Annotated in this window: 32 protein-coding genes; 12 read left to right on the top strand and 20 right to left on the bottom strand. The window is 61.9% G+C overall.

The window, feature by feature from the left end; all coding sequences use genetic code 11:
- Window positions 1–54: 54 nt before the first annotated feature.
- The 5 genes from RHEC894_RS16775 to RHEC894_RS16755 all read right to left on the bottom strand — a co-directional run bounded on the left by RHEC894_RS16775 (window position 55) and on the right by RHEC894_RS16755 (window position 5,452).
- Window positions 55–312, bottom strand: a complete 258-nt coding sequence (locus RHEC894_RS16775) for an SEC-C metal-binding domain-containing protein (protein ID WP_245339476.1) — start codon at window positions 310–312, stop codon at window positions 55–57.
- 62 nt (window positions 313–374) lie between these two features.
- Complete coding sequence (preA, locus tag RHEC894_RS16770) at window positions 375–1,688, bottom strand: NAD-dependent dihydropyrimidine dehydrogenase subunit PreA (protein WP_085738112.1); 1,314 nt, start codon at window positions 1,686–1,688, stop codon at window positions 375–377.
- Between the two features lie 15 nt (window positions 1,689–1,703).
- Window positions 1,704–3,065 (bottom strand): NAD(P)-dependent oxidoreductase, encoded by a 1,362-nt coding sequence (locus tag RHEC894_RS16765; RefSeq protein WP_085738111.1) that lies wholly within the window; start codon window positions 3,063–3,065, stop codon window positions 1,704–1,706.
- 404 nt (window positions 3,066–3,469) lie between these two features.
- Window positions 3,470–4,465 (bottom strand): sensor histidine kinase, encoded by a 996-nt coding sequence (locus RHEC894_RS16760; protein ID WP_010069031.1) that lies wholly within the window; start codon window positions 4,463–4,465, stop codon window positions 3,470–3,472.
- Between the two features lie 192 nt (window positions 4,466–4,657).
- Window positions 4,658–5,452: a response regulator gene (locus tag RHEC894_RS16755; RefSeq protein WP_003581798.1), complete on the bottom strand. Its 795-nt coding sequence runs from the start codon at window positions 5,450–5,452 to the stop codon at window positions 4,658–4,660.
- A 253-nt stretch (window positions 5,453–5,705) separates the two neighbouring features.
- Here RHEC894_RS16755 and RHEC894_RS16750 point away from each other — a divergent pair, with 253 nt between their 5' ends.
- Complete coding sequence (locus RHEC894_RS16750; RefSeq protein WP_085739021.1) at window positions 5,706–5,912, top strand: NepR family anti-sigma factor; 207 nt, start codon at window positions 5,706–5,708, stop codon at window positions 5,910–5,912.
- Between the two features lie 10 nt (window positions 5,913–5,922).
- Entirely contained in the window at window positions 5,923–6,480 is a 558-nt protein-coding gene (locus RHEC894_RS16745) for an RNA polymerase sigma factor (RefSeq protein WP_085738110.1), read from the top strand.
- A gap of 268 nt (window positions 6,481–6,748) precedes the next feature.
- Here RHEC894_RS16745 and RHEC894_RS16740 read toward each other — a convergent pair whose 3' ends face one another.
- The 7 genes from RHEC894_RS16740 to RHEC894_RS16710 all read right to left on the bottom strand — a co-directional run bounded on the left by RHEC894_RS16740 (window position 6,749) and on the right by RHEC894_RS16710 (window position 11,765).
- A complete protein-coding gene (locus tag RHEC894_RS16740; RefSeq protein ID WP_085738109.1) occupies window positions 6,749–7,147 on the bottom strand; it encodes a hypothetical protein in 399 nt (132 codons plus the stop codon).
- A gap of 9 nt (window positions 7,148–7,156) precedes the next feature.
- Window positions 7,157–7,501, bottom strand: coding sequence for a DUF883 family protein (locus RHEC894_RS16735; RefSeq protein WP_010067268.1), 345 nt, complete (start codon window positions 7,499–7,501; stop codon window positions 7,157–7,159).
- A gap of 149 nt (window positions 7,502–7,650) precedes the next feature.
- A complete protein-coding gene (locus RHEC894_RS16730) occupies window positions 7,651–8,445 on the bottom strand; it encodes a heme ABC transporter ATP-binding protein (RefSeq protein WP_085739020.1) in 795 nt (264 codons plus the stop codon).
- A gap of 23 nt (window positions 8,446–8,468) precedes the next feature.
- On the bottom strand, window positions 8,469–9,581 hold the full coding sequence (locus RHEC894_RS16725) for an iron ABC transporter permease (protein ID WP_085738108.1): 1,113 nt from the start codon (window positions 9,579–9,581) through the stop codon (window positions 8,469–8,471).
- 2 nt (window positions 9,582–9,583) lie between these two features.
- The gene (locus tag RHEC894_RS16720; RefSeq protein ID WP_085738107.1) at window positions 9,584–10,513 is read right to left on the bottom strand and encodes an ABC transporter substrate-binding protein; all 930 of its coding nucleotides are present in this window, start codon (window positions 10,511–10,513) and stop codon (window positions 9,584–9,586) included.
- A gap of 11 nt (window positions 10,514–10,524) precedes the next feature.
- Entirely contained in the window at window positions 10,525–11,574 is a 1,050-nt protein-coding gene (locus RHEC894_RS16715; protein WP_085738106.1) for a ChuX/HutX family heme-like substrate-binding protein, read from the bottom strand.
- 8 nt (window positions 11,575–11,582) lie between these two features.
- Window positions 11,583–11,765 (bottom strand): hemin uptake protein HemP, encoded by a 183-nt coding sequence (locus RHEC894_RS16710; RefSeq protein WP_085738105.1) that lies wholly within the window; start codon window positions 11,763–11,765, stop codon window positions 11,583–11,585.
- Between the two features lie 178 nt (window positions 11,766–11,943).
- On the opposite strand from RHEC894_RS16710, the gene RHEC894_RS16705 reads away from it, so the two are divergent.
- From RHEC894_RS16705 to RHEC894_RS16685, 5 genes are all read left to right on the top strand, one after another.
- Window positions 11,944–12,366, top strand: a complete 423-nt coding sequence (locus tag RHEC894_RS16705; RefSeq protein ID WP_010064519.1) for a hypothetical protein — start codon at window positions 11,944–11,946, stop codon at window positions 12,364–12,366.
- A 56-nt stretch (window positions 12,367–12,422) separates the two neighbouring features.
- Window positions 12,423–13,727 (top strand): TonB family protein, encoded by a 1,305-nt coding sequence (locus RHEC894_RS16700; RefSeq protein ID WP_085738104.1) that lies wholly within the window; start codon window positions 12,423–12,425, stop codon window positions 13,725–13,727.
- 108 nt (window positions 13,728–13,835) lie between these two features.
- Window positions 13,836–14,243 carry a DUF2325 domain-containing protein gene (locus RHEC894_RS16695; protein ID WP_010064567.1) on the top strand — a complete coding sequence of 136 codons (408 nt, stop codon included), beginning with the start codon at window positions 13,836–13,838 and terminating at the stop codon, window positions 14,241–14,243.
- Window positions 14,240–14,512, top strand: a complete 273-nt coding sequence (locus tag RHEC894_RS16690) for a hypothetical protein (protein WP_085738103.1) — start codon at window positions 14,240–14,242, stop codon at window positions 14,510–14,512. The genes RHEC894_RS16695 and RHEC894_RS16690 overlap by 4 nt, the downstream gene beginning before the upstream one ends.
- Window positions 14,513–14,521: 9 nt before the next feature.
- Window positions 14,522–14,836 (top strand): antibiotic biosynthesis monooxygenase, encoded by a 315-nt coding sequence (locus RHEC894_RS16685; RefSeq protein ID WP_085738102.1) that lies wholly within the window; start codon window positions 14,522–14,524, stop codon window positions 14,834–14,836.
- Between the two features lie 77 nt (window positions 14,837–14,913).
- Here RHEC894_RS16685 and RHEC894_RS16680 read toward each other — a convergent pair whose 3' ends face one another.
- Together RHEC894_RS16680 and RHEC894_RS16675 are read right to left on the bottom strand one after the other, a co-directional pair.
- The gene (locus RHEC894_RS16680) at window positions 14,914–15,285 is read right to left on the bottom strand and encodes a DUF423 domain-containing protein (RefSeq protein WP_085738101.1); all 372 of its coding nucleotides are present in this window, start codon (window positions 15,283–15,285) and stop codon (window positions 14,914–14,916) included.
- A 2-nt stretch (window positions 15,286–15,287) separates the two neighbouring features.
- A complete protein-coding gene (locus RHEC894_RS16675; RefSeq protein WP_085739019.1) occupies window positions 15,288–15,677 on the bottom strand; it encodes a group II truncated hemoglobin in 390 nt (129 codons plus the stop codon).
- 167 nt (window positions 15,678–15,844) lie between these two features.
- On the opposite strand from RHEC894_RS16675, the gene RHEC894_RS16670 reads away from it, so the two are divergent.
- From RHEC894_RS16670 to RHEC894_RS16650, 5 genes are all read left to right on the top strand, one after another.
- Window positions 15,845–16,408 (top strand): TetR/AcrR family transcriptional regulator, encoded by a 564-nt coding sequence (locus RHEC894_RS16670; protein WP_085738100.1) that lies wholly within the window; start codon window positions 15,845–15,847, stop codon window positions 16,406–16,408.
- A gap of 16 nt (window positions 16,409–16,424) precedes the next feature.
- Window positions 16,425–16,766: an SMR family transporter gene (locus tag RHEC894_RS16665; protein ID WP_085738099.1), complete on the top strand. Its 342-nt coding sequence runs from the start codon at window positions 16,425–16,427 to the stop codon at window positions 16,764–16,766.
- A gap of 196 nt (window positions 16,767–16,962) precedes the next feature.
- A complete protein-coding gene (locus tag RHEC894_RS16660) occupies window positions 16,963–17,748 on the top strand; it encodes a ThuA domain-containing protein (protein WP_085738098.1) in 786 nt (261 codons plus the stop codon).
- Window positions 17,749–17,757: 9 nt separating this feature from the next.
- Window positions 17,758–18,801, top strand: coding sequence for a Gfo/Idh/MocA family oxidoreductase (locus RHEC894_RS16655; protein WP_085738097.1), 1,044 nt, complete (start codon window positions 17,758–17,760; stop codon window positions 18,799–18,801).
- Between the two features lie 81 nt (window positions 18,802–18,882).
- Window positions 18,883–19,320, top strand: a complete 438-nt coding sequence (locus RHEC894_RS16650) for an EamA family transporter (protein ID WP_085738096.1) — start codon at window positions 18,883–18,885, stop codon at window positions 19,318–19,320.
- Between the two features lie 74 nt (window positions 19,321–19,394).
- Here the strand turns inward: RHEC894_RS16650 and RHEC894_RS16645 are convergent, their stop codons facing one another.
- The 6 genes from RHEC894_RS16645 to RHEC894_RS16620 form a co-directional block, all read right to left on the bottom strand.
- Complete coding sequence (locus RHEC894_RS16645; RefSeq protein ID WP_085738095.1) at window positions 19,395–19,790, bottom strand: DUF1236 domain-containing protein; 396 nt, start codon at window positions 19,788–19,790, stop codon at window positions 19,395–19,397.
- A 132-nt stretch (window positions 19,791–19,922) separates the two neighbouring features.
- On the bottom strand, window positions 19,923–21,035 hold the full coding sequence (locus RHEC894_RS16640; RefSeq protein ID WP_085738094.1) for an ABC transporter permease: 1,113 nt from the start codon (window positions 21,033–21,035) through the stop codon (window positions 19,923–19,925).
- Between the two features lies 1 nt (window position 21,036).
- Window positions 21,037–22,164, bottom strand: coding sequence for an ABC transporter permease (locus tag RHEC894_RS16635; protein WP_085738093.1), 1,128 nt, complete (start codon window positions 22,162–22,164; stop codon window positions 21,037–21,039).
- Window positions 22,161–23,918, bottom strand: coding sequence for an ATP-binding cassette domain-containing protein (locus tag RHEC894_RS16630; protein ID WP_085738092.1), 1,758 nt, complete (start codon window positions 23,916–23,918; stop codon window positions 22,161–22,163). The genes RHEC894_RS16635 and RHEC894_RS16630 overlap by 4 nt, the downstream gene beginning before the upstream one ends.
- Window positions 23,915–24,928 carry a secretion protein HlyD gene (gene hlyD / locus RHEC894_RS16625; protein WP_085738091.1) on the bottom strand — a complete coding sequence of 338 codons (1,014 nt, stop codon included), beginning with the start codon at window positions 24,926–24,928 and terminating at the stop codon, window positions 23,915–23,917. Before hlyD ends, RHEC894_RS16630 begins: the two co-directional genes overlap by 4 nt.
- Window positions 24,925–25,629 carry a CerR family C-terminal domain-containing protein gene (locus RHEC894_RS16620; protein ID WP_085739018.1) on the bottom strand — a complete coding sequence of 235 codons (705 nt, stop codon included), beginning with the start codon at window positions 25,627–25,629 and terminating at the stop codon, window positions 24,925–24,927. Before RHEC894_RS16620 ends, hlyD begins: the two co-directional genes overlap by 4 nt.
- Window positions 25,630–25,747: the final 118 nt, after the last annotated feature.

The following is a 25,747-nucleotide window of genomic DNA, read 5'->3' as shown; positions in this document are numbered from 1 at the left end:
GGCGCCGCCACCTTCAGTCGCGGTCTCTAAAAATAGTGATCCCGTTCGATGCCGTCATAGCGGCCGGATTGCAGGCAGCAGTTCTTGAAACCGCCTCCTGGAACCGCAGGGGCAGGGATCGTTACGGCCGAGTTTTTCGATCAGTTCGACATCGTCGTGAACGGTTTGCAAACCGGTCTTGACCCGGGTTTCTGACGGGAAGGATTTACGCCGTTTCGACGTGACCTCAAAAGCTGAGATCGGTGAGGTGTTTGCGAGCCATGGCTGCCTCCTCTTGGTTGACACGCTGCGATCGTGCAGCATGGTGGCCATAGAGCTCTTGCCTGTTCAGTGCAACGCCGCGGAGCGATCTTCCCCGCGGCGTTGCAAACCTGTCACTCTGCCGCCTGGCGGGCCATCGGGTTGTTCGGGTGTGTCGTCCAGTTGGCATAGTTGGGGTCGACGGTGCGGCCGGTGCGTTTGTCCAGGGTGCCGGCGGCAAGCGGTTCCATGGTGATGCAGTTCTCGACCGGGCAGACGTTGACGCAGAGATTGCAGCCGACGCATTCCTCTTCGATCACCTCGAAATGGCGCAGGCCGTTGACGACGTTGGTGATCGCCTGGTGCGAGGTGTCCTCGCAGGCGATGTGGCAGCGGCCGCATTTGATGCAGGCGTCCTGGTCGATCTTCGCCTTGGCGATGTAGTTGAGGTTCAGATACTGCCAGTCGGTGACGTTGGGCACGGCGCGGCCGGTAATGTCGTCGAGGGTCTTGTGACCCTTTTCATCCATCCAGTCCGAGAGCCCCGTGATCATTTCCTGCACGATCTTGAAGCCATAGGTCATGGCGGCGGTGCAGACCTGCACGTTGCCGGCGCCGAGGACAAGGAATTCGGCCGCGTCCCGCCAGGTCGTGATGCCGCCGATGCCGGAGATCGGCAGGCCGTAGGTTTCGGGATCACGGGCGATCTCGGCCACCATGTTGAGCGCGATCGGTTTGACCGCCGGGCCACAATAACCGCCATGGCTGCCCTTGCCGCCGACCGTCGGGTTGGGGGCGAAGTTGTCGAGATCGACGGAGACGATCGAATTGATCGTGTTGATCAGCGAGACGGCATCGGTGCCGCCGGCCTTGGCGGCGCGGGCGGGACGGCGAACGTCGGTGATGTTGGGTGTCAGCTTGGTGATGATGGGCATGCGGGTATACTGCTTGCACCAGCGCACGACCATTTCGATATATTCCGGCACCTGGCCGACGGCCGAGCCCATGCCGCGCTCCGACATGCCGTGCGGACAGCCGAAATTGAGTTCGATGCCGTCGGCGCCGGTCTCTTCGACCAGAGGCAGGATCGCTTTCCAGGCCTGTTCCTCGCAGGGCACCATGATCGAGGCGATCAGCGCCCGATCCGGCCAGTTCATCTTGACCTGCTTCATTTCCCTGAGGTTTGTGTAGAGGTCGCGGTCGGTGATGAGCTCGATATTGTTCAGGCCCAGCAGGCGGCGGTCTGCGCCGAAGATCGCGCCGTAGCGCGGGCCGTTGACGTTGACGACGGGCGGGCCTTCCTCGCCGAGCGTCTTCCAGACCACGCCGCCCCAGCCGGCCTTGAAGGCGCGCTCGACGTTGTAGGCCTTGTCGGTCGGCGGCGCCGACGCCAGCCAGAACGGGTTCGGGGATTTGATGCCGACGAAATTATTGCGGAGATCAGCCATTGTTCTCTCTCCCCTTCAGGCAACCGCGACAGCCGGAGCGGCTGCTGCAGACAGGGTCCGATGGATGGATTCAGCCGCGTCGCGGCCGTGGGCGACGGCGGAAACCGTGAGATCGTCGCCGCCGAAGACGCAGTCGCCGCCGGCCCAGACGCCATCGAGCGAGGTGCGGCCTTCGGCATCGACGGCGATACGGCCGGATTCCATGCGCAGCGAAGCGATACCCGCGGCGTCAAAGCTCTGGCCGATCGCCTTGAAGATCTGATCGGCGGCGATCACGCCAGTCTCGCCGGTGCCGACAAGGCGGCCTTCGAGTATCCGCGTATATTCGACCTCGATGGCGGCAACCTTGCCGTCCTGCGACAGGATCGATTTCGGCGCCAGCCAGTGACGGATAATGACGCCCTTGGAGCTTGCCAGATCCTGCTCGTATTCGGAGGCGTTCATCTGCTCCTTGCCGCGGCGGTAACAGATCGTTACCTCCTCGGCGCCGAGGAGTTTAGCCTGCACGGCAGCGTCGATCGCCGTCATGCCGCCGCCGAGGACGACGACACGGCGGCCGATGGCGATATCGCTCTTGTCATCGGCCTGGCGCAGTGCTGCGATGAAATCGACGGCATCGTCGACGCCCGTGAGATTCTCGCCGTCGATGCGCAGCGCATTGACGCCGGCAAGGCCGATGCCGAGAAAGACGGCGTCATACTGGGCCTGCAGATCGGAAAGCGAAAAATCGCGGCCGAGAAGAGCGCCCTGGCGAACCTCGATTCCGCCGATCGAAATGACGTATTCGACTTCCTTCTGGGCGAAATCGTCGACCGCCTTATAGGTGGCGATGCCGTATTCGTTGAGGCCGCCGGATTTTTCCCTGGCATCATAGATGACGACGGAATGGCCCTTCACCGCCAGGCGATGGGCGGCGGCAAGACCGGCCGGACCGGCGCCGACGACGGCGATCCTCTTTCCCGTCGCTTCGGCCCTGACATAGAACTGCTTGCCGGCCTGCATGGCGGCATCGGTGGCATAACGCTGCAGCCGGCCGATCTCGACCGGCCGCTCCTCGGCCGTGTTGCGCACGCAGGCCTGTTCGCAGAGCTCTTCGGTGGGACAGACGCGGGCGCACATGCCGCCGAGAATGTTCTGATCGAAGATCGTCTTTGCCGAGCCGAGCGGATTGCCGGTCGAGATCTGGCGAATGAACAGCGGAATGTCGATCGAGGTGGGACAGGCCGTCATGCACGGCGCGTCATAGCAGAAATAGCAGCGGTCGGCGGCGACCAGCGCCTCGTGATTGTCGAGGCGCGGATGAAGATCGGAAAAATTAGCCTCATACTCGGCGGGCGAAAGCCGGCCGGCATGAATCCCGGTTTCCAGTCGTTCCATTGAAGTTCCCTCATTATTGGTAAACGGCCTGTGAGGGAAAGCGTAACTCAGGTTTAAAAATTTATCAAACGGTAAAATTTTGATGGTTTGTTCTGGAGAGGATTCCTGCAAGCAACTGTTTTTACATGCTTAATTTCTTCTTCTCGATTGGGGGATTCATCCGGGCGCGCGGGAGGAAAAGAGCATCCGAAAAAAGATTGTAAAAAGTCGAATTTTTTTCATTCGGCCGGGAACCAATGTCCGATGTCGTCGTTATTGCGATATCCGGATGGTGATCGCATCGACCCAACATGCGCGCCCCCAACCCACTATCCGGACGTACTCACGGTCCCCTCCCGGTGAGTGAAGACAGCCGGTGCGCCGCCCTCGCACCGGCTGTTTTTCTGTTTGGGTTGTCGGGGCTTTCAGACACGTTTGAATATTTCGAATTCGGTTTCCGGAATGGTCAGACGATATTCGATGCGGCCGGGAACGAGGCTCAACTCCGCCTTGCCATTGACGGAGGAGGGCACGACACGCTCCAGCACCGTTCGGCCGAAGCTGTTGTCGCTGAATTCGTGGATTTCCGATTGATCCTGCAGCACCTCTGCCCAGGCGACCTCGATCGCTTTCTTCTCGCCGATCATGGCTTCCCGGCAATTCAGCGTGATCGAGGCGCCGCCGCCTGAGATCGCGCCATAGGAGGCGGAGTTGACGATGAGTTCGTGGAGGGCGAGCCCGACATGCACGGCGGCATTCGGGGTCAGATGGGCATTGATGCCATAGATCGGCATGGAACCTGACGTTTCCGGCCAGTAGGGGGCGAACTGTTTTTCGGCAAGTTCGAAGAGATAGGCGCCGCGCCAACTCGAATCCGTGATCAGATCCTGCGAGTTGGAAAGCGATTGCAACCGCCCGCGAAACTTGACGAGGAAGCTGTCGAGAGAAAGCGTGTTGCGCGCCGTCTGCGTGGCGATGCCCTGGATGATGGCGAGAAGGTTTTTCGAGCGGTGCGAAAGTTCGCGCAACAGCGATTTCAGCACCTTTTCACGATGCCGGCTTTCGGTGACCTCAGCCATGACGGACAGAAGTCCGTATTCGCCGCGCTCACCGGTTCGCTGGATTTTCAATTCATAGCTGCGCGTTTCACCGTCGACGGCGATCTCGATCTCGGCATTGTTGGGGATGCCGGTTTCCAATACCTTGTGTTTCAGCGCTGTCAGATATTGCCCATGAGCGTCGCCGAAAAGAGCGGCGTCGCTGCCGCCGGGCGTAAAGAGTGCCGCGAAATGCGGCGGCAGATTTTCGGCGTAGAAGATCGAAAGCCGGGCGTCCTGGCAGAGGATCGAAATCCCGGCGCTGCCGAGCGCGCGTTCCATCATTGCGGCTTTGCCTTCGAAGGTAAAAGGCACGCCGGACAATGGTTCAGTCCTATTCACTCGGCCGCCTTTCCTTGTGACATCTTGGACTTCGCTGAAAGCGAGCGCCCTCAAGGCCTCGCCTGTCAACTCTAGAACAAAGCGCTGCAAAAACCGTTAAAGCCACCGGAGCGTCCCGGTAGCACCGGAACGCCTGTTTTCACGATTTGGTTCCGAAGGCCGAAGAATTGCGTCTCAGGCGGCCACTCTGGTCGATTCGTTGAAGAAAAGCGCTTGGCTGATCAGTGCCTTGACCATGTCTGGATTGAAGGGCTTGGTGACAAGGAAAGTCGGTTCGGGGCGCTCGCCGGTCAGAAGCCTTTCCGGGAAAGCGGTGATGAAGATCACCGGCACGCTCGATGTCTTGAGGATGTCGTTGACCGCGTCGATGCCGGAACTGCCGTCGGCAAGCTGGATGTCGGCCAGCACCATGCTCGGCTTGGTCTTGTTGTAGAGCGCCACGGCCTCGGCATGCGTGCGGGCAATACCGGTGACGCGATGGCCGAGGCTTTCGACCATTTGCTCGATATCCATGGCGATCAGCGGTTCGTCCTCGATGATCATGATATCGGTTGCGACCTGACGGGAAATCTCCTGCGAGGCCATGTCGAGCAGCCGCATCACATCCTGTTCGTCGAGTTCCAGGATTTCACCGATCTCGGCGACGCGGAAATTCTCGACGGAGGCGAGCAGGAAGGCCTGACGGGCGCCCGGTGAAACCTTCGAAAGGTTGAGCGTGGCGCGCTGTTCCCAGGCATAGGGCGATGTCGGCTCTGGAATCTGGACTGCGGTGGAACCAAACAATTGCGTAAACAGTTTGTAGAGTGCCACCCGGTCATTCGCCGTATCCGGGAAAATCGTGAGATCGGCGATGATGGCTTCAAGAACGGCGGCAACATAGGCGTCGCCCGAAGTCTGAGTGCCGGTAAGGGCGCGGGAATAGCGGCGCAGATAAGGAAGGTGCGGCGCAATTCGAGTGGAAAGTGTCATTCAGGGCTCCCGTATGCAGGCCGGTCTTGGTTTCAATGAGCGGTTAACGCCGCCTTGCTAAAAAAGTTCCGGAACCGCAGGAACTTTTTTTGTCACGCCGCATTATTCCAGCCGACGAAGAAAGGGCGTAGCGTTTTGACCCATGAAACAAGAAATGCCAGCGACATCGACAATCGAAGGCTCGGCTTCGATGGTTGAAATCGCGATTGATCCTATGCACGCCCCAACAGACAACCGGCGAGAAGACGAATTGATGACGACACGCAAGAAAGAAGCAGCCGATCAGCGTAAGCTGGAGCTGCGGGCAAGCGATATTCTGGACCCGAACAATCAGATCGGCGTCAAGCTGCGGTCGCTGTATGCATCCGCGCAGGAAGAGGCGATTCCCGATCGTTTTCTCGATCTTCTCGAAAAGCTTGACCATGCCGAAATGATGGCTTCTGCCAAGCTGGCCGAATAGGATCATCGGCATGGAAGAAAAAACGCAACCCAGCTTCAAGCGGGAACTGCTGGCGGCCCTCCCAAGTCTCCGTGCTTTCGCCATTTCGCTGATCGGGCGGCATGACCGCGCCGACGATCTTGTCCAGGATACCATCATGAAGGCCTGGGCCAAGCAGGATCATTTCGAGATGGGCACCAATATGAAGGCCTGGCTCTTTACCATCCTGCGCAACGAACTCTACAGCCAGATGCGCAAGAGCGGCCGTGAGGTCCAGGACAGCGACGGACTGTTCACGGAATCGATGGCAATGCATCCCTCGCAATACGGGGCGCTCGATCTGCAGGATTTCAAGAAGGCGCTCGACCAGCTGCCCCCGGACCAGCGCGAGGCGATCATCCTCGTCGGCGCCTCGGGTTTCTCCTACGAGGAAGCGGCCGAAATCTGCGGCTGCGCCGTCGGCACCATCAAGAGCCGCGTCAACCGCGCCCGCCAGCGGCTGCAGGAACTGCTGCAGATATCAGGCGAAGCCGATTTCGGCCCCGACGCCACTTCGGCGCCACTGACGTCGAAGGCGTTTGCATTTTGAGGAGTGATGATTGCGAGAGCCGGCTGCCTGTCGAGGCGCCGGCTTTTGCATCACCATTCGTGGCACTACCTCTCCACCCTCATTCCTGTGCTTGTCACAGGAATCCAGTGCGCCCAAGTCCTTGGGCGCGAAAGACTTTTTCGTGACGATTTGGTTCATTCACGGCGCGGACGCGCCGTGGCTGGATTCCTGTGACGAGCACAGGAATGAGGGAGGAGAGGTGGGGCTTCACCTCTTCCGGATCGGGGAGGCGGTCGGCGCAAGAAGATCAATCCTCCCGCTTCGTCCCCACCAGATTGGCCGCGACGATCGCCGCCAAGACGCCGGCCGTCAGCAGCGGCTGAGCGCGGACGAGGCCGAGGCCCACTGCCGCTAGAGATTCCAGTGCCGCGCGGCGTTCGCGGGCGCGGCGCTTCTCCTGGGCATTCATCACCGCCATCACCACCAGTGCAATGATGGCGATCAGCAGCGCGCAGGCGGCGAGGAAGAGAGCGGCGCCGACCGGGCCGTAGATGCCGGCGAGCCAGATGGCGCCGGCGGTGACGGCCAGCGCGTAAGCGGTGAGGAGAAAAAGTGCGGCAAGCGCGATGAAGATGCTATTGCGCCTGGCGCGCGCAACGGTCCGGTGCACGCTTGCGCCCGTCAGCAGGCTGAGGATCGACAGCATCGCGCTTCCTCAGCGGCGGGCGAGGAAGGCGATGGCGAGGCCGAAAACGGCTGCGGCGCCGATGGTTGCCAGCGGATGTTTGCGCACGGTTTCGCGCATTTCGGTCGTGCCGCGTTCATAGCCGTGCTGCAATTCGCGCAGCAGATCCTCGCTGCGGCCGAGCAATTCCTCATAGCCGGCGCCGGCCTGGCTGCGGATTTTCTCGCTTTGGTGACGCGAGCTCTTGCCGACGAGGCGCGTCAGTTCCGCGAGGTCGTCGCGCAGCGCCTCGATCTGCTCCTCGATGCCGGATTCCAGATTGTGGAAGGTGCCGTTGCGGCGGCTGCGGCCGGACTGGAAGATAGAATAGCTCATGGCTGTCTCCATTGGCTGGGGCGCGCGCAAGCCCGCCTATTTCGCACTGGGGTCACCACCGTCCGTTGCATAAGAGATATCGCCCGGCATTGACCCAGATCACTGCCGAAAACGTGCCGGGCGGTCAAAAGTTCCGCCGCACGCGGCGGTTAGCGCTCGGAAATGGCGCTGTGGGCGAGCACGAAGGGCGTGCCGTCGGCCGGCACCTGGTTGATCCGCAGCGCGCAGCCGAACACCGACAGCATCGTTTCATCCGTCAACACGTCACCGATGCTGCCGGCAGCGGCAAGGCGGCCGGATTTCATCAGCACGATGCGGTCGGCAAAGAGCGCCGTCAGGTTGAGATCATGCATGACGGCGATGACGCCGCCGCCGCGTTCGCAGAAATTGCGGGCAAGCGTCATGATCGTCAGCTGGTGGCTGATGTCGAGGCTCGAGACCGGCTCGTCGAGCAGCAGCCAGCAGGGTTTGCCGTCGACGACGGGCTCGGCGATCTGGCAGAGCACGCGGGCAAGCTGCACGCGCTGCTGCTCGCCGCCGGAGAGTTCCTGATAAAACCGGCCTTCGAAGCCGGTCAGGTCGACCGATGCAAGTGCTGCCGCCGCCATCTGCTCGGCCTTGTCGGGATTGAGGTTGATGCCCGATGTCAGGCCCATGCGGACGATCTCGCGCACGGTGAACGGAAAGGAGATGGTGCTTGCCTGCGGCAGCACGCCACGAAGGGCGGCAAGGCGCCAGGGCTTCAGCTCTTTCACCTCGTCGCCGCCGATGCGCACCGAGCCGCCATAGGCAAGCTCGCCCGATATGGCTTTCATCGTCGTCGTCTTGCCGGAGCCGTTCGGCCCGGCAATCGCCGTCAGCTCGCCTGATTTTGCCGTGAAGGCGACGTCGTTGATGATCGATTTGCCGGAAAGGCGTACGGAGAGGCCGGACACTTCGATCATCTGCACGTCGCTCACAAAGTCACTCACAGGGCAAGGCGCGAACGCTGCCTCAGCAGAATCCACAGGAAGAACGGCCCGCCGACCGCCGCGGTGATGATACCGATCGGCAGCTCGGCCGGGGCGACCAGGGTGCGGGCGAGCACGTCGGCGAAAATCAGCAGAGAGCCGCCGAGAAGAGCTGCGGCCGGCAGCAGGAAACGATGGTCCGGGCCGATCGCCATGCGCAGGATATGCGGCACGACGATGCCGACGAAACCAATGCCGCCGCTGGCGGCGACGGATGCGCCGGTCGCCGCGGCGACGCCTGTTATCGCGACATTCTTCAGCCGCTGCACCGGCACGCCCATATGAAAGGCGGCGGCCTCGCCAAGCGTGATGGCATTGAGGCCGCGCGCCATGAAGGGCAGGGCGGTGAAGGACAGGAGAATGATCGGGCTGGCGGCGGCGATCTTCGTCCATGTGGCGCCGGCCAGCGAGCCCATGCTCCAGAATGTCAGGTCGCGCAGCTGCTGGTCGTTGGCCATGTAGATCAGCAGACCCGTCATCGCCAGGGCAAGCGCGCTGAGAGCGATGCCGGCAAGCAGCATCGTTGCCACCGAGGTCTGGCCGTGGCGGGTGGCGATCCTGTAGAGCAGCAGCGTCGTGACGAGACCGCCGCCAAAGGCGGCCGCCGGCAGGGCATAGATGCCGAGAAGCGCCTGAAGCGGCGCTGCAAGGCTGCCGCCGAGCACGATCATGGTGACGGCACCGAGGCTTGCACCGGAGGAGACGCCGACAAGGCCGGGATCGGCGAGCGGGTTGCGGAACAGGCCTTGCATCACCGTGCCGGAAACGGCCAGCGAGGCGCCGATCAGGAAGCCGAGGATCGCTCTCGGCAGGCGGATGTCGAAGATGATGATCCGGTCGCGCGTGCTGAGCGCCGCCTCGGAACCGGCCATGTTGCCGATAACGTCGAGGATCGAGGCATCCGAGGCGCCCGTCGTCACCGAAAACAGCATCGAGAAGACCGAGCCGATGACGAGCAGCGCGATGACCAGCAAGGCGAGCCGCGTTCTGTCGCCCGCCTGCCGGTTTGCGCGGATCTCCGCTATCGGGAATGGTCGCCTTCGTTCCATCATGGCTTGCGGCAGGGCCATGATCAGCCCCCGTAGATCGCCGCGTTGAGGTCACGCGCGGCGGTTGCGGTGCGTGGGCCGAAGCCGAGCAGGTAGACGCCGTCCATGCGGATGATCGCTTTCTTCTCGCCGGCCGGCGTCAGCGCGATCGCCGGTTGGGCCAGCAGGTCCTCGTTCTTGGTGCCGGCGCCATCGCCGCGGTTCATCATCAGGATGATGTCGGGTTTGGCTTCGATGATCGCCTCGTCGGTCAGCGGCTTGTAACCCGGGAATGCGCCGACGGCGTTGATGGCGCCCGCGAGCTTGACGATGCCATCGGCCGCCGTGCCGGTGCCGGAGGCCATGATCCGGCCGTTCTGGGCGCTGAGGATGAAGAGAACGCGCTTGCGCTCGGCCTCCGGGCGCTTTTCGGCATCGGCGATTGCCGCATCGAGATCGGCCGCGACCTTTTCTTCAAGCACCTTCGCCTTGTCGGGCACGCCAAGCAGCGTGCCGACACGGTCGATCTTGGCGACGATGCCGTCGCGGGTAAAGGTGTTCGGCACCATCTCGAAGGGCACACTGGCATTTTTGAGCACGGTGAGCGCCTCCGGCGGACCGGACCCTTCGACGGCGATGATTGCGGTCGGGTTCATGGCAAGGATGCCTTCCGGGGACAGCGCCCGCATGTAACCGACATTCGGCAGCTTCAACGCTGCCTCCGGATAGAGGCTCGTCGTGTCGCGGGCGATCAGTCGACCTTCCTCGCCGAGCGCATAGACGATCTCGGTGACGTCGCCGCCGACCGAAACCAGACGCGAGGTGTCGAGCTTCTTTTCCTCGGCATGGGCGGCGCGGACGAAGGAGAAGCCTTTGACCGCCGTCGCCGTCGGGATCAGCGGCAATGCCATGACGGTTGCCGTCAGGGCCAGTTCCCAAAGGCGAATCCCTCGCAGATTGTTACGCATCGTCATCGCTGTGATCCTTATGCGGCGACACTTGCTGCCCGCGGCAGGTTTTCCATGATCTCGCGCCATTCGGTGCGTTCGCCGACACCTTCCTGCCGCTTGCCGAAGAACTGGATGATCATCTCGCCTTGCGTATCGTAAGCTTCCAGCGAGGTGACGTGGCCGTCCTTGGTCGGCTTGCGCACCGCCCAGGTCTCGGCGATCTGATCCTGGCGCAGATGCAGGTGGAAGGTCGGGTCCATGATATTGATCCACGGACCCATCGCCTGCACGTTGAAGATCGGGCCGGAATGGATCTGGACGATGCCGTCATTGGCGACGAAGCACATGATCGGCAGGCCGGATTTCACCGAGGCATGCATCATCTCAGCCGTCGCGGTGTTGTCGAGTTTCCAGGCATAGTCGTCGCCGACACTGCGAATGGCCGCCTGGCGGCCGATCTTCAGGCGCTTCAGCATGCCGAAGAACTCGTGGGTATCGGTGAGCCTGCTCCAATTGTCGCGCAGTTCGTCGCGGCTGACATCGGCGGCTTCGTCGGCGGCATTCGAGACTTCGGCCTCGACGAAGTCCTGCGACTGGTCTTCGAGTTTCAGCTCGGCGACGATCGCATGATAGGCCTCGACATTCGAATTCGGGCGCAGATGCACCTTGTGCACGGCGGTGCCTGCCTTGTCGAAATATTGCAGGCTGAGGCGCACCTGGTCGCCATCCGTCTTCGAGACGGCGAAGCCATGTTCCCAACGGCTCGGGAAGATGCGCAGGTCGATATTCTCGCCGAGAACGATCGCGGCCTGCACGCCCGACTTGATGTTTTCGAAGACGCCGATCTTTTCGTGCACGGCGCTTTCGTTGCGCGACAGCGCCATCACTTCGCCGAGGCCTGCTACACGTTCGAGAAGCTTCAGCGCGCTCGCGTCGATGCGGGTGACGCTGATGCCGGTTTCAGCGGCGACCAGGGCTGCCTCGGAGATCTTCAGCCGGGCGGCGATCTCGCGTTCGCGCATCTTTGGATTTTCGGCGCGAAACGCGCGGATTTCGGCTGGCGCCGGTCTTGTCTGTTCGGTCATGTCTTCCCTTACTTATTGAGAATGAGCTTGCCCTGGCGGGTGATCTTCAGCCGATAGACCAAGCCGTCATGTCTGATCATGATCTCGTTCGTGCCGCGGAAAAGATCCGCGCTTTCGAAGATCCGGTGCTGTGCCGCGGGTTCGCTCTGCATCGGCGCGTGCTTAAAGTTATCTGGCTTTTCAACCATCATTTCGGTTTGGCAATTCCGTGGGGCCGGGGATCAGGGGTCCCTGGTTGTGATGACAATTAACTTGACTTTCTTACTCATAGTTTTTTAAAGACGCAATAGGAGACTAATGCAGTCATGTTTTTGAGATTGCTGATTTGAGGCCGCCTGGCGGCGGTTCGCGACAAGAGCGGAGAATATTATGACGGTCAGGTTTGCGGCAGTTGCGGCCGGCATGTTGATGTCGATTTCAAGCTTAGCCCAAGCGCAGGACGCGGCAGGCACCAAGCTGGATGTCGAACTCAACGCTCTGGCGCCATCGCAGAAGGGCTGCATGATGACCTTCGTCGCCGAGAACAATCTGCAGGCGCCGATCAACAAGATCTCCTTCGAGCTTGCCTTCTTCAACGACAGGAATGCCGTCGACCGCATCACCGTGCTCGACTTCCGCGATCTGCCGCAGGGCAAAAAGCGCGTGCGCCAGTTCGACATGCCGAATGTCAAATGCGAGAGCGTGACCCGCATCCTCATCAACGACACGCCGGTCTGTGACGGGCCGGCGGCGGGCGAATGCATGAAGGGTCTCGTCACCCGCTCGCAGATATCGGTTCCCTTCGAGGGCTAAGATAACGCCGGGGATGACCCCGGCGGACATGTTTCAGGCTGTCCGAGGCGTAGACAATGGCGATTTCAGCGAAGTCCAGATCGAGACAGGTGCTCATCGGGGAGGCGGACGCCGATCACAGCCTGAACGACAACACGCCCGGCATGCATCCCGGCCACGAGCTTGCCGAATTGCTCAATGTGCAGCGGCAGCCGGCCGGCGAAACGGTGATCCACTACACGCGTTTTGCGCAGATATCCTCCTTTCCCGACCATCCGGAAACAGCGCTGGCTGCTCCTCTCTCCGCGCCTCTGATGGATGCCGCGGTAGAAAAGCAGGAAGACGAAAGGAAGCCGGTGCGATGGCGGGTGGCGCTCACCTGTGCCGGTTCGCTGCTTTTCCACACAAGTCTGGTAGTCGCTCTTGCTCTGTTCATGCCGCAACCGCCGAACGAAGTGATTGAAGACGCTGGTGAGGCTGTCAGCGTCATCGTATTTGGCGATTCCGATATTGACCAGACTTCGGCAGGTGACCCCGAACTGGAATTGAAGCCGGATGAAATTCCCGCAGAGGAAGTTAAGCCGGATACGGTTCAATCGACGACTGTGACTGACGAACTGCGGACGATGGAGACGCAGCCCCAAGAGGTGACGCGTGTTTCGCCCGACACAGTTGTGGCTGCGGAGCCAGAGATTCTCGTTTCTCAGAATCCCGCCGAAACTTTCGTCGCTCAGCCGATGGCAACGGTAGTGCCGGAGCAGCCCGCACCTGATGTGGTGTCGACCCTCGTCCCACAACAGGCGGTGACGGCTCCGGTGCAGCCGGTGAAAGTTCAGCCAGAGGAAGTGAAGCCCGTCGAGGCCGCCGAAGTCTCGCCGAAAACCGAAGAGCAGCCGGAGCCGAAACCGGCATCAAAGGTTGAAAAGCCGAAACCGGACAAAAAAGAGCAATCTCGGAAGAAGGTAGAGCCTACTGGTGGAAATAATGGCACCGATCGGCGAGACATGAAGAGAGGCGTAACGACCGGTCAGGACGCGCCGGAGTTAAATGGCATGTCAACGGCATCAGGCAGAGGCGATGGTATTGGAAGCGCCGCTGTAGCCAATTATCCTGGCAAGGTGCAGAAGCGAATTCGCCGCGCAATTCGGGTGCCTGACGAATACAAGAGGATGGGCGGGGCTATTTCGGTGCGTCTCAGATTGACGATCGATGGAACGGGCAGGCTGTCGTCAGTCTCCGTCGCCGGTAGTTCGGGTATTCCGGACTTGGACAAGGCTGCTCTCGATGGCGTACGCCGCGCCGCGCCGTTTCCGCCATTGCCCCCCGAATGGGGCAAGGCCAATTGGAGCTTCACTCAGGAGGTTCAGGTGACTTCGCGATAAATATGATAAAAATAATCAACTTTATACTTTACTATAAAAATCAGGTTTAATAAGGTCCATCCGCACACGCAGGAATCGTGTGACGATCAACGAGCAAACGGGTGGTATATGGCTCGCAAGGGCAAGAAAGGATCGAACCGGGAAGTCCGCGACAGCGCGGGCGAGGATGCCGGTGAGACATCCCTCGGACGATCCAAACTGGGTGGCCGCAGTTTCCTCTATGTTGGTGGGCGTGACTGCCAGGTGGCGCATCTGCGTCAGATCGCCAGCAATTTCGGCGCCGAGCTCATTCATCACGACGGCGGTCTTCGCGAGGCGGTTTCCCGCATCGACACGTTGCTTCCCTCTGTCGATTGCGTGTTCTGCCCCATCGACTGTATCAGCCACGATGCCTGCCTGCGGGTGAAGACCGGCTGCAAGAAGTTCAGCAAGGCCTTCATCCCGCTTCGCAACGGCAGCAAGTCCAGCCTGGAACGTGCGCTGCAGACGATGAACGAACGAGACAATTCCCGATGAACGACCAGCGTCCCGATGGCTTCACCATGATCGGTCTGCACAAGCTCGCCGCGCAGAGCGGCGACGGCCTCGTGCCCGAGCTTTACGAACTGTTCCAGCAGCATGCTCAACGTCAGCAGATCTACCGGAATGTGACGCTGTTCCCGACCTGGGAGGCGCGCATGCCTGGGGAGGCGGCCACAAGACCGCTTGGCGCGGCGGCGGCAAACGGCGATAATATTCTCGCCTTTCCCTTGCCTTCGGTAAGGGCGGGCAAGCGGAAAGCCTGAGGAGATTCCATGTATATCGCAATGAACCGCTTCAAGGTCGTAACCGGGGCCGAGGGCGATTTCGAGACGGTCTGGCGCAATCGCGATTCCAGCCTGGCCGAGGTGCCCGGTTTCGTCGAATTCCGCCTGCTGCGCGGCAAGGCCAGCGAAGAGGAGGGTTACACGCTCTATTCCTCGCATACGGTCTGGAAGAGCGAAGCAGATTTCCAGAACTGGACGAAGTCCGAGAATTTTCGCGCCGCGCACCGCAATGCCGGCGACCGCAAGGCGATGTATAAGGGGCCGCCCGTTTTCGAAGGCTTCAATGTGGTTGAGGGTATATAGCTGCCGACAGTTTGCACGGCACGCCGTTCATGCCACTCTTGTTCGCCCCCGAGTAATCGGCGGCGATTGCCAAAACTCTACGCCCGAACCCGAAAAACAGCACCCGCCGCGACGGCCAGCCAGCCGAGCATCATCGCCCAGCCGCCGGTCGGGGCGGCATAAGGGAAGAGGCCGGAGCCGCCAAAACGCAGCGTGACGAGGTCACCCGCAAAGAGTAGGGTTCCGACGATCATCAGGAAACCGGCCAGCCAGGCGGTTTTGAGCTTGGCAGTGCCGAGAGCCAATGCCAGCAGGGCAGGGGCGTGTGCGAGACACATGGCCGAGGCGGATGCCGCAAGGTTGGCTTGCCCGCCGCCATGGGCGGCAAGGGCGGCGAGCGCCACGCCGGCTGCGCCGAACAGGCCGGCAAAGAGATAAAGCACCGGCTCCAGGCGCGCGTTCAGGCTCATGACTATTCCTTGTTCTGCATGTGATGGGCGAGGCGTTCGACCGGCGCCCAGATGAGATCGCGCAGCGCCTGGCTCGCGATCGTCTCGTCGAGCGCGCGGCGGAAACAGAGCAGCCATTCGTCGCGCTCGACCGGGCCGATCTCGGCGACGAAATGGCGGCTGCGCAGGCGCGGATGGCCGCGTTTGTCGGTATAGAGCGGCGGGCCACCGAGATAACCGGTCATATATTCGTAGAACTTCTCTTCGCTGCCTTCGAGGCTCGGCGGATGCACGGCGCGCACGTTGCTTGCCTCGGGCAGCTTATCCATCAGCGCATAGAAGCGATGCGTCAGCGCCCGCACGGTGGGATCGCCGCCGATCGCTTCATATAAAGTGGTGACTTTCTCCGTCACGAAACCATCCCCGATATCATCCCCATTCCCCGATCCTTCATGCACCTGATGGAAAATGATCGCAACTGTCATCAAGGTGCCGCGGCATTTCGCGCATAATGCCCGCGGGGCAGGGGATCCAGCGATTCTTCTTGACAAAACCGTCCGGACGGTATCTTTTATTCGACATGTCAAACGCTCATCATCGCAAGAAACAACCGGTTCTCGTGCGCCAGCAATTGCTGGAGGTCGCCGCGCGTCTTGCCGCCAGCGAAGGCATGGCGGCCGTGACGCTCGATGCCGTCTCCGCCGCCTCCAGTGTCAGCAAGGGTGGGCTGCTGCATCATTTCCCGACGAAGAATGCGCTTCTCGACGCCCTGTTCGAGAGCCTGCTCGAAAAGTTCGACGCCGATATTGAGGAACTGATGCGCCGCGATCCCGTGCCGCAGGGCCGCTTCACCCGCGCCTATGTCGGGGCGGTAGCCGGTCTTAAGGATCGTCCCGACGATTCCAGGAGCTGGACGCAGGTGACGATCGCGCTTCTTGCCGAACCCCGGCTCCGCCTTCGCTGGCGCCAATGGGTACAGGCGCGGGCCGAGGAATATGTCGGCACCGATTCCTCGCTCGATGCGCAGATCGTGCGTTTCGCCGCCGACGGGCTGTGGTTCGCAGATACGCTGGAGAGCCATGATATCGCCGATGCTGTGAGGCGGAACCTCATCGACCGCCTCGTCGAATTGACCGGAAAGTAATCTAGGGAATACCGCCATGAGCCAGGCCGCCATCTACGGGCTGTTGTTTACAGCCATCGTGCTCGAGGTCATCGGCACGACCGCGCTGCAATTGTCGCAGCAGTTCACCCGCATCGGGCCGACGGCGCTTGTCGTCGCCTGCTATGCGGCGGCCTTCTATTGCCTGTCGCTGACGCTGAAGAGCATTCCTGTCGGCATCGCTTATGCGATTTGGAGCGCTTTGGGAATTGTGCTGATTTCTTCGGTCGGCCTGATCTTCTTCAAGCAGCGCCTCGATCCGCCGGCGATCATCGGCCTCGGGCTGATCATATCCGGGGTCGTCGTGGTCAATCTGTTCTCGAAATCCGTTTCGCATTGAATCCATTGTGATATTTTAAATCGCTCCTCGGAAGCTCGCGGGAGAAATTTTCCCCTTTGTCAAAATCCTGACAAAGGGCTATGTGTTGCTTGGACGTGGAGGAGACTGGGGCGCAACCAGCGCCCGTTTCCAAAGCGCTTTGAATTCTTCTGCTTTTCCCGCCTATCGATACTTCCAGGTTCCACAGGAGCACATCATGGCCATACGCACCGTCGTCTGGGGAGAGAATATCCACGAGACTAGCAATGAGATCGTCCGGGGCATCTATCCCGAAGGCATGCACACGGCGATCGCCAACGCGCTGAATACAGATCCCGCCATTTCCGCGACCACGGCGACGCTGCAGGAGCCGGAGCACGGATTGAGCGAAGCCCGCCTTGATGAAACCGACGTTTTGACGTGGTGGGGCCATAAGGACCACGGCGCGGTCTCCGATGTCGTCGTCGAGCGCGTCGCCAAACGCGTCTGGGAAGGCATGGGCCTTCTCGTTCTGCATTCCGGCCATTTCTCGAAGATCTTCAAGCGGCTGATGGGCACGCCCTGCGCGCTGAAATGGCGCGAGGCGGGCGAGCGCGAGCGGCTGTGGACGATCAACCCGCGCCATCCGATCGCTGCCGGCATCGGTGAGCATTTCGAACTCGAGAATGAGGAAATGTACGGCGAGCAGTTCTCGGTGCCGGAGCCGCTCGAAACGGTATTCATCTCCTGGTTTCAGGGTGGAGAAGTGTTCCGCTCGGGCCTGACCTGGCGGCGCGGCGCCGGCAATATCTTCTATTTCCGCCCCGGCCACGAGACCTACCCGACCTATCATGACGCCACGGTGCAAAAGGTGCTGATCAACGGCGTCAAGTGGGCCTATAACCCTGAGGGAGCGTTGACTGGTATTATCGACGCCCCAAATGTGCCGGTAGAAAAAGCACTGGAGCCGATCGTCGAGCGCGGCCCGAAACTGCACCAGGCCGGCGAAGCCGGTTACCGCTGAGGAGCATCCATGCGACTACTCGTTCTTGGCACGGGGGTGATGGCGAAAAACCAGCTCGCCCGCTTCTCCCTCATCGACGGCGTGACAGTGGTCGGTGCCGTCGACACCGATCCCGAGCGGCTTTCGGCCTTCGCCGACAAGTTCAACATCGAAAAGCGGTTTCTTTCGCTGGAAGAGGCGATCGCCTGGGGTGAATTCGATGCGGCGACGAACGTCACGCCCGACCGTATCCACCACCCGACGACGATGGCGTTGATTGCCGCGGGCAAGCATGTGTTCTGCGAAAAGCCGCTCGCGGAGAATTACGCGAAGGCGCTGGAGATGACGGAGGCGGCCGAAAAGGCCGGCGTCATCAATATGGTCAACCTGACCTATCGCAATGTCGCGCCGTTGCAGCGCGCCCGCGAGATGGTGCTATCAGGCGAACTCGGCACGATCAGGCACGTGGAAGCCTCCTATCTCCAGAGCTGGCTCGTGTCGCGTGCCTGGGGCGATTGGCGCACGGAATCGACCTGGCTGTGGCGGCTTTCCACCGGTCACGGCTCGAACGGCGTGCTCGGCGACGTCGGTATCCATATCCTCGATTTCGCCGCCTACGGTGCGGCGACCGACATCGACCACGTCTTTGCGCGGCTGAAGACCTTCAATAAGGCGCCCGGCGGCCAGATCGGCGAATATCTGCTCGATGCCAATGACAGCTTCACCATGTCTGTCGATTTCGCCAATGGCGCGCTCGGCGTCATCCACGCCAGCCGCTGGGCGACAGGGCACCTGAACGAGCTGAAGCTGCGCATTTATGGCGAAAGGGGCAGCCTTGAGGTGATCCACCGTCCTAACGGTTCCGAGCTGCATGGCTGCCTCGGCGAGGGTATCGAAACTGCCACCTGGACTGAGATCGAGGTTGAACCGGTGGCGACCAATTACGAGCGTTTTGCCGAGGCCGTGGCAAGCGGCATTCAGCCGGACCCGAACTTCCGCCACGCCGCCAATCTGCAGAAGGTGCTCGATCTCGCCATGGTGACCGAGCGCGAGCGGCGCGAGCTGAAGGTCTGATTGAGATCTCGAGCCGCTCACGATACGAACGTCGTGGGCGGTTTCCTTCGCCACGCCGATAGGCATAACAGGGCAAGCTGCATGAAAAGCCTCCTGACGAGTTGGCCGCTTTGGGCGCTTCTTTCCGCCGGTTTTGCTGCGCTCACGGCGATTTTTGCCAAAGTCGGCGTCGAGAACGTGAATTCCGACTTCGCGACCTTCATTCGCACCATCGTCATCCTGCTGGCGGCGGCAGTGATGGTTTCTATCTCGGGCAACTGGCAGGAGCCGTCCTCGGTGTCGAGCCGGAGCTGGTTCTTCCTGGTGCTCTCCGGTCTGGCGACCGGCGCATCCTGGATTTGTTATTTCCGGGCCCTGAAACTTGGCGATGCCGCCCGGGTCGCGCCGATCGACAAGCTATCCGTCGTCTTCGTGTCCGTCTTTGCGGTGCTGTTCCTCGGCGAGCGCCTGACGTTTCCGAACTGGCTTGGCGTCGTTATGATTGCGGGAGGCGCCGTGCTCATCGCCTACAGGGCTTGACCGGCGCGAAAAAAGGCCCCGCCGAGGCGGGGCCGGAGGTAGTCGAGCCGCAACAGGCGGTCTCGACCTTTTGATTATTCTATGACCTGCACCACGCGATGGGTGCGGGGCTCGACGATCACATGGCGATTGTTGACGACGGTATAGGCGTATTTCGGATTGTCGGGCACCGGGGTGACGACGACATCAGCCGGAAGCGGCTTGCCGACGACGATTGGCTGCTCGACCACAACGCCGGTGGTCGGTGCGGGCTGCTGCTGGACATAGGTCACGACCTCGCGCGGCGGCGGATCGACGACGGCGCCGGCGACACCGCCGGCCACCCCGCCAATGGCTGCACCCACGGGACCACCGACGATCGCGCCGGTGATGGCGCCACCGGCGGCACCGGTCACGGCTCCATCAGCCAGAGCATTGGTGGCGAGCGACGACAGCGCAAGGGCGCTGGAGACAAGTAGAATCTTGTACATTTTGCTTCTCCTTTGCTGGGGTTGCGTTTGGGTAACGACCACGCCAAATCGATGTTCCCGCAGCAAAGAGTCACGCTTTGGAAGCCGGGTTCACAATCTGTGAGGCGGCAGAAAGCATGCGTGGGGGTGGGATTATTCCAGGCGCCGGCGGAAGAGCCAGGCGGCAGCACTGAGGGTGACGGCGGCGATCAGCGCCAGTGGGATCGTCTGGTTCACCACTTCGCTCAGTGGGATATCCTTGAGGAAAACGCCTTTGACGATCACCAGGAAATAGCGCAGCGGATTGATCAAGGTGATCGGCTGCAGCCATCCCGGCATGTTCTCGATCGGCGTCGCGAAGCCCGACAGCAGCATGGCCGGGACCATGAACAGGAAGGCGCCGAGGATCGCCTGCTGCTGCGTCATCGACAGTGCCGAAATGAAGAGGCCGAGGCCGGCGACCGAGCCCAAATAGAAGATCGCGCTGCCGTAAAGCAGGAAGAGCGAGCCGCGCAGCGGCACCTCGAAGAGGAAGACGGCGGCGAGGATATAGACGGTGATGTGGAAGAGGCCGATCATCATCGGCGGGATCAGCTTGCCGATCAGGATCTCATGCATGCGCAGCGGCGAGACCATCAGCTGATCGAAGGTGCCGAGCTCACGCTCGCGGGCGATCGACAGGGCCGTGACGATCAGGCCGATCAGCAGCGCGATGCTGGCGATCAGGTTCGGCACCATGAACCATTGGTAGGTGAGGTTCGGGTTGAACCAGTTGCGGGGCACTGTCGAAACCATTTCGGCGCCGGCGCGCCTGCCTGCCGGCGTCTCGGCGGCAAGGGCCGCGCCGATCTGCGAGAGATAGCCCGCGACGATCTGCGAGGCATTGGAGCGGCGGCCATCGAGCACGACCTGCAGATCAACAGGCGTTCCCGCCTCGATGTTGCGTGAGAAATCCGGGCCGATCTCGACGGCGGCGATGACGGCCTGATTGTCGATCGCCACCTGGACTTCCGCCTGGCTGGCGGCGACCTCGATGTTGCGGAAGGTCGGCGAGCCGTCGATGCGCTCGATCAGCTCCTGGCCCCAATGGCCGCTGTCGCGGTTGAGGATCATGACGTCGACATTGCGCACTTCGAGCGTTGCCGCATAGGAAAAGACGAGGAGCTGAACGATCGGCGGGCCGATCAGGATAGCGCGGCCCTTGGGGTCGCGCAGCACGGCGAGCAGTTCCTTGACGATCAGGGCGTAAAGCCTCGTCCATCCCATCTCAGCCGATCCTCTTTCTGGTGCTGCGTGCGGCCAGCACGAACATGATGGCGCCGATCGTCAGCATGACGGAGATCGCTTTTCCGAACATCGGCCAGATGTCGCCGGCGAGAAACACGGTCTGCAGGCTGGGGATCAGGTAGCGTGCCGGCACGATGAAGGTGATCCATTGGATGACTTCGGGCATGGAATTGATCTCGAACAGGAAGCCCGACAGCAGGAAGGCCGGCAGGAAGGCTGAGATCAGCGCCAGTTGCGAGGCGAGGAACTGGTTCTTCGTCGCCGTCGAGATCAGCAGGCCCTGGCCGAGCGCCGGGATCAGGAAGGCGGCCGACAGCGCGTAAAGCGCGACGACCGAGCCGCGGAAGGGCACGCCGAAGAGAAAGACCGCCAGCAGCACGCAGAGCGTCATCGAGGTGAGGCCGAGCAGGAAATAAGGCAAGATCTTGCCGGCGAGCAGTTCGACCGCCGTCACCGGCGTCGCCATCATCGCTTCCATCGTGCCGCGTTCCCATTCGCGGGCGACGACGAGCGAGGTGAGCAGCGTGCCCACAAGCGTCATGACAATGGCGATCGAGCCCGGCACCAGGAAATTGCGGCTGGTGAGTTCCGGGTTGAACCAGAAGCGCTGCTCGACCGCGACGGCAGGGCTGTGCGAGGCGACATCAGCCCGCCTTTGCTGCTCCCAGTTGGCAACGGCGCCCTGCGCATAATTCTGCACGAAATTCGCCGTGTTCGGGTCGGAGCCGTCGACGATCACCTGGATGACGGGGCGATTGCCGGCGGTGTAGCGCGTGGTGAACTCGGCGGGGATGATGACGATGCCGCGCACCTTGCCGGTCACCAAATCGTCCTCGAACAGGCGCCGGTCACGGCCGATCGTCACATCGAAATAGCGCGAGGCCTGGAAACTCGCCGACAGATCCTGCGTCAGCGGCGTCATCTCCTCGGTCACCAGGCCGATGCGGGTGCGGGTGGTATCGAGCGAGACACCGTAGCCGAAGAGAAACAGCAGGATCAGCGGCAATACGAAGGCGATGAGGATGCTGCTCGGATCGCGGATCGCCTGGAAGCTTTCCTTGCGCACGAGGGCAAACAAACGCCGAAGCCGGCCGGAAGAGGTGCTCATGCGGCATCCTCCGTTTCTGATTGCTGCACCAGGGCGATGAAGGCGTCCTCCATCGTCGGGTCTGGCTGTTCCTTGGTCACGACGCGGGCCTTCAGTTCATCGGGCGAACCGAGCGCGATCGAGCGGCCGCGATAGATCAGCGAGATGCGGTCGCAATATTCCGCCTCGTCCATGAAATGGGTGGTGACGAGCACGGTGACGCCTTTTTCCACAAGCGCGTTGATATGCGTCCAGAACTCGCGCCTTGTGATCGGATCGACACCTGATGTCGGCTCGTCCAGGAACAGGGCGTGCGGCTCATGCATGACGGCGCAGGCAAGCGCCAGGCGCTGCTTCAGGCCAAGCGGCAGGTCCTTGGCGGGTTCGCGGGCGTGGCGGCCAAAATCGAAAATGCCGGCCATCAGCGCGATGCGCTCGCGCTTGCGCTGACCGCGAAGGCCGTAGACGCCGGCGAAGAATTCGAGGTTCTGCATGACGGTGAGGTCGCCATAGAGCGAGAATTTCTGCGCCATGTAGCCAAGCTGGTTGCGGGCTTCGGCGGCATCGCGGCGGAGATCGAAACCGGCGACGCGGCCTTCGCCGCTGGTTGGCTTCAGCAGGCCGCAGAGCATCTTGAAGGTGGTGGATTTGCCGGCGCCGTTCGGGCCGAGCAGGCCGAAGATCTCGCCGCGGCGGATATCGAAGCTGATATCGTCGGCGGCGGTGAAATCGCCGAAGCGCTTGGTCAGTCCCTTGGCCTCGATCACCGGCCGGTCGTCCTCGGCCTTCAGCGGCTCTTGCGCTTCTGCAAGCCTGGAGCGGCCGCCGGGGCCGCCGCCGAGCATGTCGACAAAGGCATCCTCGAAGCGGGGCGGGGCGGAGGCGAGCGATGCTCGGTCGCCGGCCTTGCCGATATCGGGCGTCTTGCCGCTGGCAGCGACCAGGCGGATCGCCTCGCCCTGGATCACGCCGTCGATAACGCCATCGGCCTGCAGCAGCTCGGCAAGAACCTGGCGGCGGCGGCCAGAGACATCCGAGACCCGGAAGACGCGGCCGTTGACACGCTCGGTCATTTCCTCCGGTTTTCCCGAGAAAAGCAGTTTTCCCTGGTTCAGCAGCAGCACATGATCGCAGGCCTCGGCCTCGTCGAGATAGGCGGTCGACCAGAGCACGCCGATGCCTTCCCTGGTCAGGTTCTCGACCATCTTCCAGAGGTCGCGGCGCGAGATCGGGTCGACGCCGACGCCCGGCTCGTCGAGCAGCAGCAGGCGCGGCTTCTTCAGCAGCGCGCAGGCGAGGCCGAGCTTCTGTTTCATGCCGCCGGACAGCTTTCCGGCGAGCCGGCCGGTGAAACGCTTGAGGTCGGTGAAGGTGAGCAGTTCGTCGAAGGCGCCGGCGCGGTCGCTCTTCGGCAGGCCGCGCAGGTCGGCATAGAGATCGAGGTTCTCCTGCACGGAGAGGTCCTCATAGAGGCCGAAGCGCTGCGGCATGTAGCCGATCGCCGCCTGGATGCCGGCGGCATTTTTTCGGGTGTCGAAGCCGAGGACTTCTACTGTTCCCGTATCCGGCAGCATCAGGCCGGTCATCAGCCGGATCAGCGTCGTCTTGCCGGCGCCATCGGGGCCGACGAGGCCGGTGATGGCGCTGCCGCCAATGACGCCGGAGACGGCGTCGAGGGCGGCGGGCGCGTCACCGAAGCGCTTGGTGACGCCGTCGATCCGGACGAGCGGCTTGTCGTCCCAACCTGTCCGGCGGGCGGTTTCGGCGGCGGTCATTGCCCGTCTGCCGCGGGCGGGGAAAGTCGCACGGTGACCGGCATGCCCTGGCGCAGATCCGGGCCGGGCTTGTCGATGACGATCCTCAGGCGATAGACGAGATCGGTCCTGAGCTCCGGCGTCTCCACCGATTTCGGGGTGAATTCGGCGACCGGCGAGATGAAGCCGATCGTGCCTTCATAGGGCTTGTCGGGCGCCGTATCGGAGGCGACTGATACCTTCATGCCGGGATGAATGCGGCCGAGATCGGGTTCCGCGACATAGCTGCGCACCCAGACGGGCGCGGTCAGGGACAAGACGAAGACGGTATCGGCCGGCGAGACGATGGCGCCGGTTTCCCGCACGCGAGAGAGAATGACGCCGTCATTCGCCGCACGCAGCTCGGTATCTTCAAGCGACGTGCGGGCAGAGGCGAGCGTTGCCTCTGCGGCCTTCACCTGCGCGTCGGCGGCGGCGATATCCTCGGCCCGCGAGCCCTCCTGCAGCAGTTTCAGCGCCTCGTTGGCGGAAGCGGAGCGGGCGGCGGCCATCGCTTTTGCGGCGGTTGCCTGATCGAGGTTCGCTTCTGAGATCGTGCCCTGCGGGCGAAGCTGGCGGGCGCGCTCATAAGCGAGGTTGGCGTTTTCGAGATCGGCGAGGCTTTCGTCATAAGCGGCGCGTGCCTGTGCGATCTCGGTCGGCCGTGGCCCCGCCTTCAGCTTATCCAGTGTTGCCCGAAGCGCCGCGACATTGGCCTCGCCGGAGCGGACGGCGAATTCGTAGGGCGCGGCGTCGAGCTTCGCCAAAACAGTGCCGCTCTTGATGACGTCGCCCTCATCGACGCGCAGTTCGGAGAGGCGGCCGCTGACGCGGAAGCCGAGCGAGACCTGGCGGATATCGACATTGCCATAAAGGACGAATTCGCGGCCGGTTGGAGGCAGCCAGCCGAGCCTTTCGGGCAGTCCGTACCACCAGGCCGCCGCACCCACCGCAAGCAGGAGCAGGATGGCGATGGGAAGCGTGCGTTTCATTCTGCGCCTCCTTTCGGCGGGCCGAGGAGATCCACAAGTTCGGCGGCAAGGCCGCGCAAGGTTTCCACCTGTTCGGGGCCGATGGCGTCCCATTCCATCTGGGCAAGGACGGCCGCGTGGGTGACGCGAAAGACCAGGATGCTACCGAGAAGGTTGAATGTGCGCAGGCGCACATGTTCCGAGGCGGGGTCCTCATGCAGGATGGCGCCGATCAGCCGCCGGCCCATCTCGATCATCGGCCGCATGATGCCCTGATAGACCCGTGTGAAGGCCTCGGTCGGCTCCATCTGCTCGCGGATCAGGAAGCGCGCCCAGGATTCGGATTCCTTGCCGACGAAAAGCGTCACCATCGTCTGGAGAATTTCCGTGAGGAAGCGACGGGCCTCAGCTTCGGCGAGCCGTTCACCGGCGGCGTCAAGCGTCAGCAGATGCGCGCCGATGCGTGCCCTCATATCGCCGACATGCGTGTCGATGCGGGCCATCAGAAATTCGGCAGTGGCGATGTAGAGGCCTTCCTTGCTGCCGAAATAATAGGGGATGGCCTGCAGGTTGACGCCGGCGGCTTCGGTCAGCTGGCGCGTCGAAGCGCCGTCGAAGCCGTAGCGCCCGAAGACGTCGAGAGCGGCGGTCAGCATCTTCTGGCGCGCGATCTCGGCACGGGCGGAAGTTGGTGGAGGTTCGGCGTCATGTTCCTGGTTCATGATAGTTTTATAGCGCGGATCGTAAAATAAGTCAATCGATTGATATATTTCCGCGGAGAACCCTTTCAAACCGGATCTGCAGAGATTCAGAATAGGGCGAATAACCGAGATCGATGTG

This window comes from Rhizobium sp. CIAT894 (assembly GCF_000172795.2).
Classification (GTDB): domain Bacteria; phylum Pseudomonadota; class Alphaproteobacteria; order Rhizobiales; family Rhizobiaceae; genus Rhizobium.
Note: the sequence above shows the minus strand (reverse complement) of the source record. Positions and strands in the feature narration are given on the sequence as shown.

Coding starts and splice junctions, on each gene's coding strand:
- RHEC894_RS16775 (WP_245339476.1), bottom strand. CDS start 312: ATGGCCACCATGCTGCACGATCGCAGCGTGTCAACCAAGAGGAGGCAG.
- preA (WP_085738112.1), bottom strand. CDS start 1,688: ATGGCTGATCTCCGCAATAATTTCGTCGGCATCAAATCCCCGAACCCG.
- RHEC894_RS16765 (WP_085738111.1), bottom strand. CDS start 3,065: ATGGAACGACTGGAAACCGGGATTCATGCCGGCCGGCTTTCGCCCGCC.
- RHEC894_RS16755 (WP_003581798.1), bottom strand. CDS start 5,452: ATGACACTTTCCACTCGAATTGCGCCGCACCTTCCTTATCTGCGCCGC.
- RHEC894_RS16750 (WP_085739021.1), top strand. CDS start 5,706: ATGACGACACGCAAGAAAGAAGCAGCCGATCAGCGTAAGCTGGAGCTG.
- RHEC894_RS16745 (WP_085738110.1), top strand. CDS start 5,923: ATGGAAGAAAAAACGCAACCCAGCTTCAAGCGGGAACTGCTGGCGGCC.
- RHEC894_RS16740 (WP_085738109.1), bottom strand. CDS start 7,147: ATGCTGTCGATCCTCAGCCTGCTGACGGGCGCAAGCGTGCACCGGACC.
- RHEC894_RS16735 (WP_010067268.1), bottom strand. CDS start 7,501: ATGAGCTATTCTATCTTCCAGTCCGGCCGCAGCCGCCGCAACGGCACC.
- RHEC894_RS16730 (WP_085739020.1), bottom strand. CDS start 8,445: ATGATCGAAGTGTCCGGCCTCTCCGTACGCCTTTCCGGCAAATCGATC.
- RHEC894_RS16725 (WP_085738108.1), bottom strand. CDS start 9,581: ATGGCCCTGCCGCAAGCCATGATGGAACGAAGGCGACCATTCCCGATA.
- RHEC894_RS16720 (WP_085738107.1), bottom strand. CDS start 10,513: ATGACGATGCGTAACAATCTGCGAGGGATTCGCCTTTGGGAACTGGCC.
- RHEC894_RS16715 (WP_085738106.1), bottom strand. CDS start 11,574: ATGACCGAACAGACAAGACCGGCGCCAGCCGAAATCCGCGCGTTTCGC.
- RHEC894_RS16710 (WP_085738105.1), bottom strand. CDS start 11,765: ATGATGGTTGAAAAGCCAGATAACTTTAAGCACGCGCCGATGCAGAGC.
- RHEC894_RS16705 (WP_010064519.1), top strand. CDS start 11,944: ATGACGGTCAGGTTTGCGGCAGTTGCGGCCGGCATGTTGATGTCGATT.
- RHEC894_RS16700 (WP_085738104.1), top strand. CDS start 12,423: ATGGCGATTTCAGCGAAGTCCAGATCGAGACAGGTGCTCATCGGGGAG.
- RHEC894_RS16695 (WP_010064567.1), top strand. CDS start 13,836: ATGGCTCGCAAGGGCAAGAAAGGATCGAACCGGGAAGTCCGCGACAGC.
- RHEC894_RS16690 (WP_085738103.1), top strand. CDS start 14,240: ATGAACGACCAGCGTCCCGATGGCTTCACCATGATCGGTCTGCACAAG.
- RHEC894_RS16685 (WP_085738102.1), top strand. CDS start 14,522: ATGTATATCGCAATGAACCGCTTCAAGGTCGTAACCGGGGCCGAGGGC.
- RHEC894_RS16680 (WP_085738101.1), bottom strand. CDS start 15,285: ATGAGCCTGAACGCGCGCCTGGAGCCGGTGCTTTATCTCTTTGCCGGC.
- RHEC894_RS16670 (WP_085738100.1), top strand. CDS start 15,845: ATGTCAAACGCTCATCATCGCAAGAAACAACCGGTTCTCGTGCGCCAG.
- RHEC894_RS16665 (WP_085738099.1), top strand. CDS start 16,425: ATGAGCCAGGCCGCCATCTACGGGCTGTTGTTTACAGCCATCGTGCTC.
- RHEC894_RS16660 (WP_085738098.1), top strand. CDS start 16,963: ATGGCCATACGCACCGTCGTCTGGGGAGAGAATATCCACGAGACTAGC.
- RHEC894_RS16655 (WP_085738097.1), top strand. CDS start 17,758: ATGCGACTACTCGTTCTTGGCACGGGGGTGATGGCGAAAAACCAGCTC.
- RHEC894_RS16650 (WP_085738096.1), top strand. CDS start 18,883: ATGAAAAGCCTCCTGACGAGTTGGCCGCTTTGGGCGCTTCTTTCCGCC.
- RHEC894_RS16645 (WP_085738095.1), bottom strand. CDS start 19,790: ATGTACAAGATTCTACTTGTCTCCAGCGCCCTTGCGCTGTCGTCGCTC.
- RHEC894_RS16640 (WP_085738094.1), bottom strand. CDS start 21,035: ATGGGATGGACGAGGCTTTACGCCCTGATCGTCAAGGAACTGCTCGCC.
- RHEC894_RS16635 (WP_085738093.1), bottom strand. CDS start 22,164: ATGAGCACCTCTTCCGGCCGGCTTCGGCGTTTGTTTGCCCTCGTGCGC.
- RHEC894_RS16630 (WP_085738092.1), bottom strand. CDS start 23,918: ATGACCGCCGCCGAAACCGCCCGCCGGACAGGTTGGGACGACAAGCCG.
- hlyD (WP_085738091.1), bottom strand. CDS start 24,928: ATGAAACGCACGCTTCCCATCGCCATCCTGCTCCTGCTTGCGGTGGGT.
- RHEC894_RS16620 (WP_085739018.1), bottom strand. CDS start 25,629: ATGAACCAGGAACATGACGCCGAACCTCCACCAACTTCCGCCCGTGCC.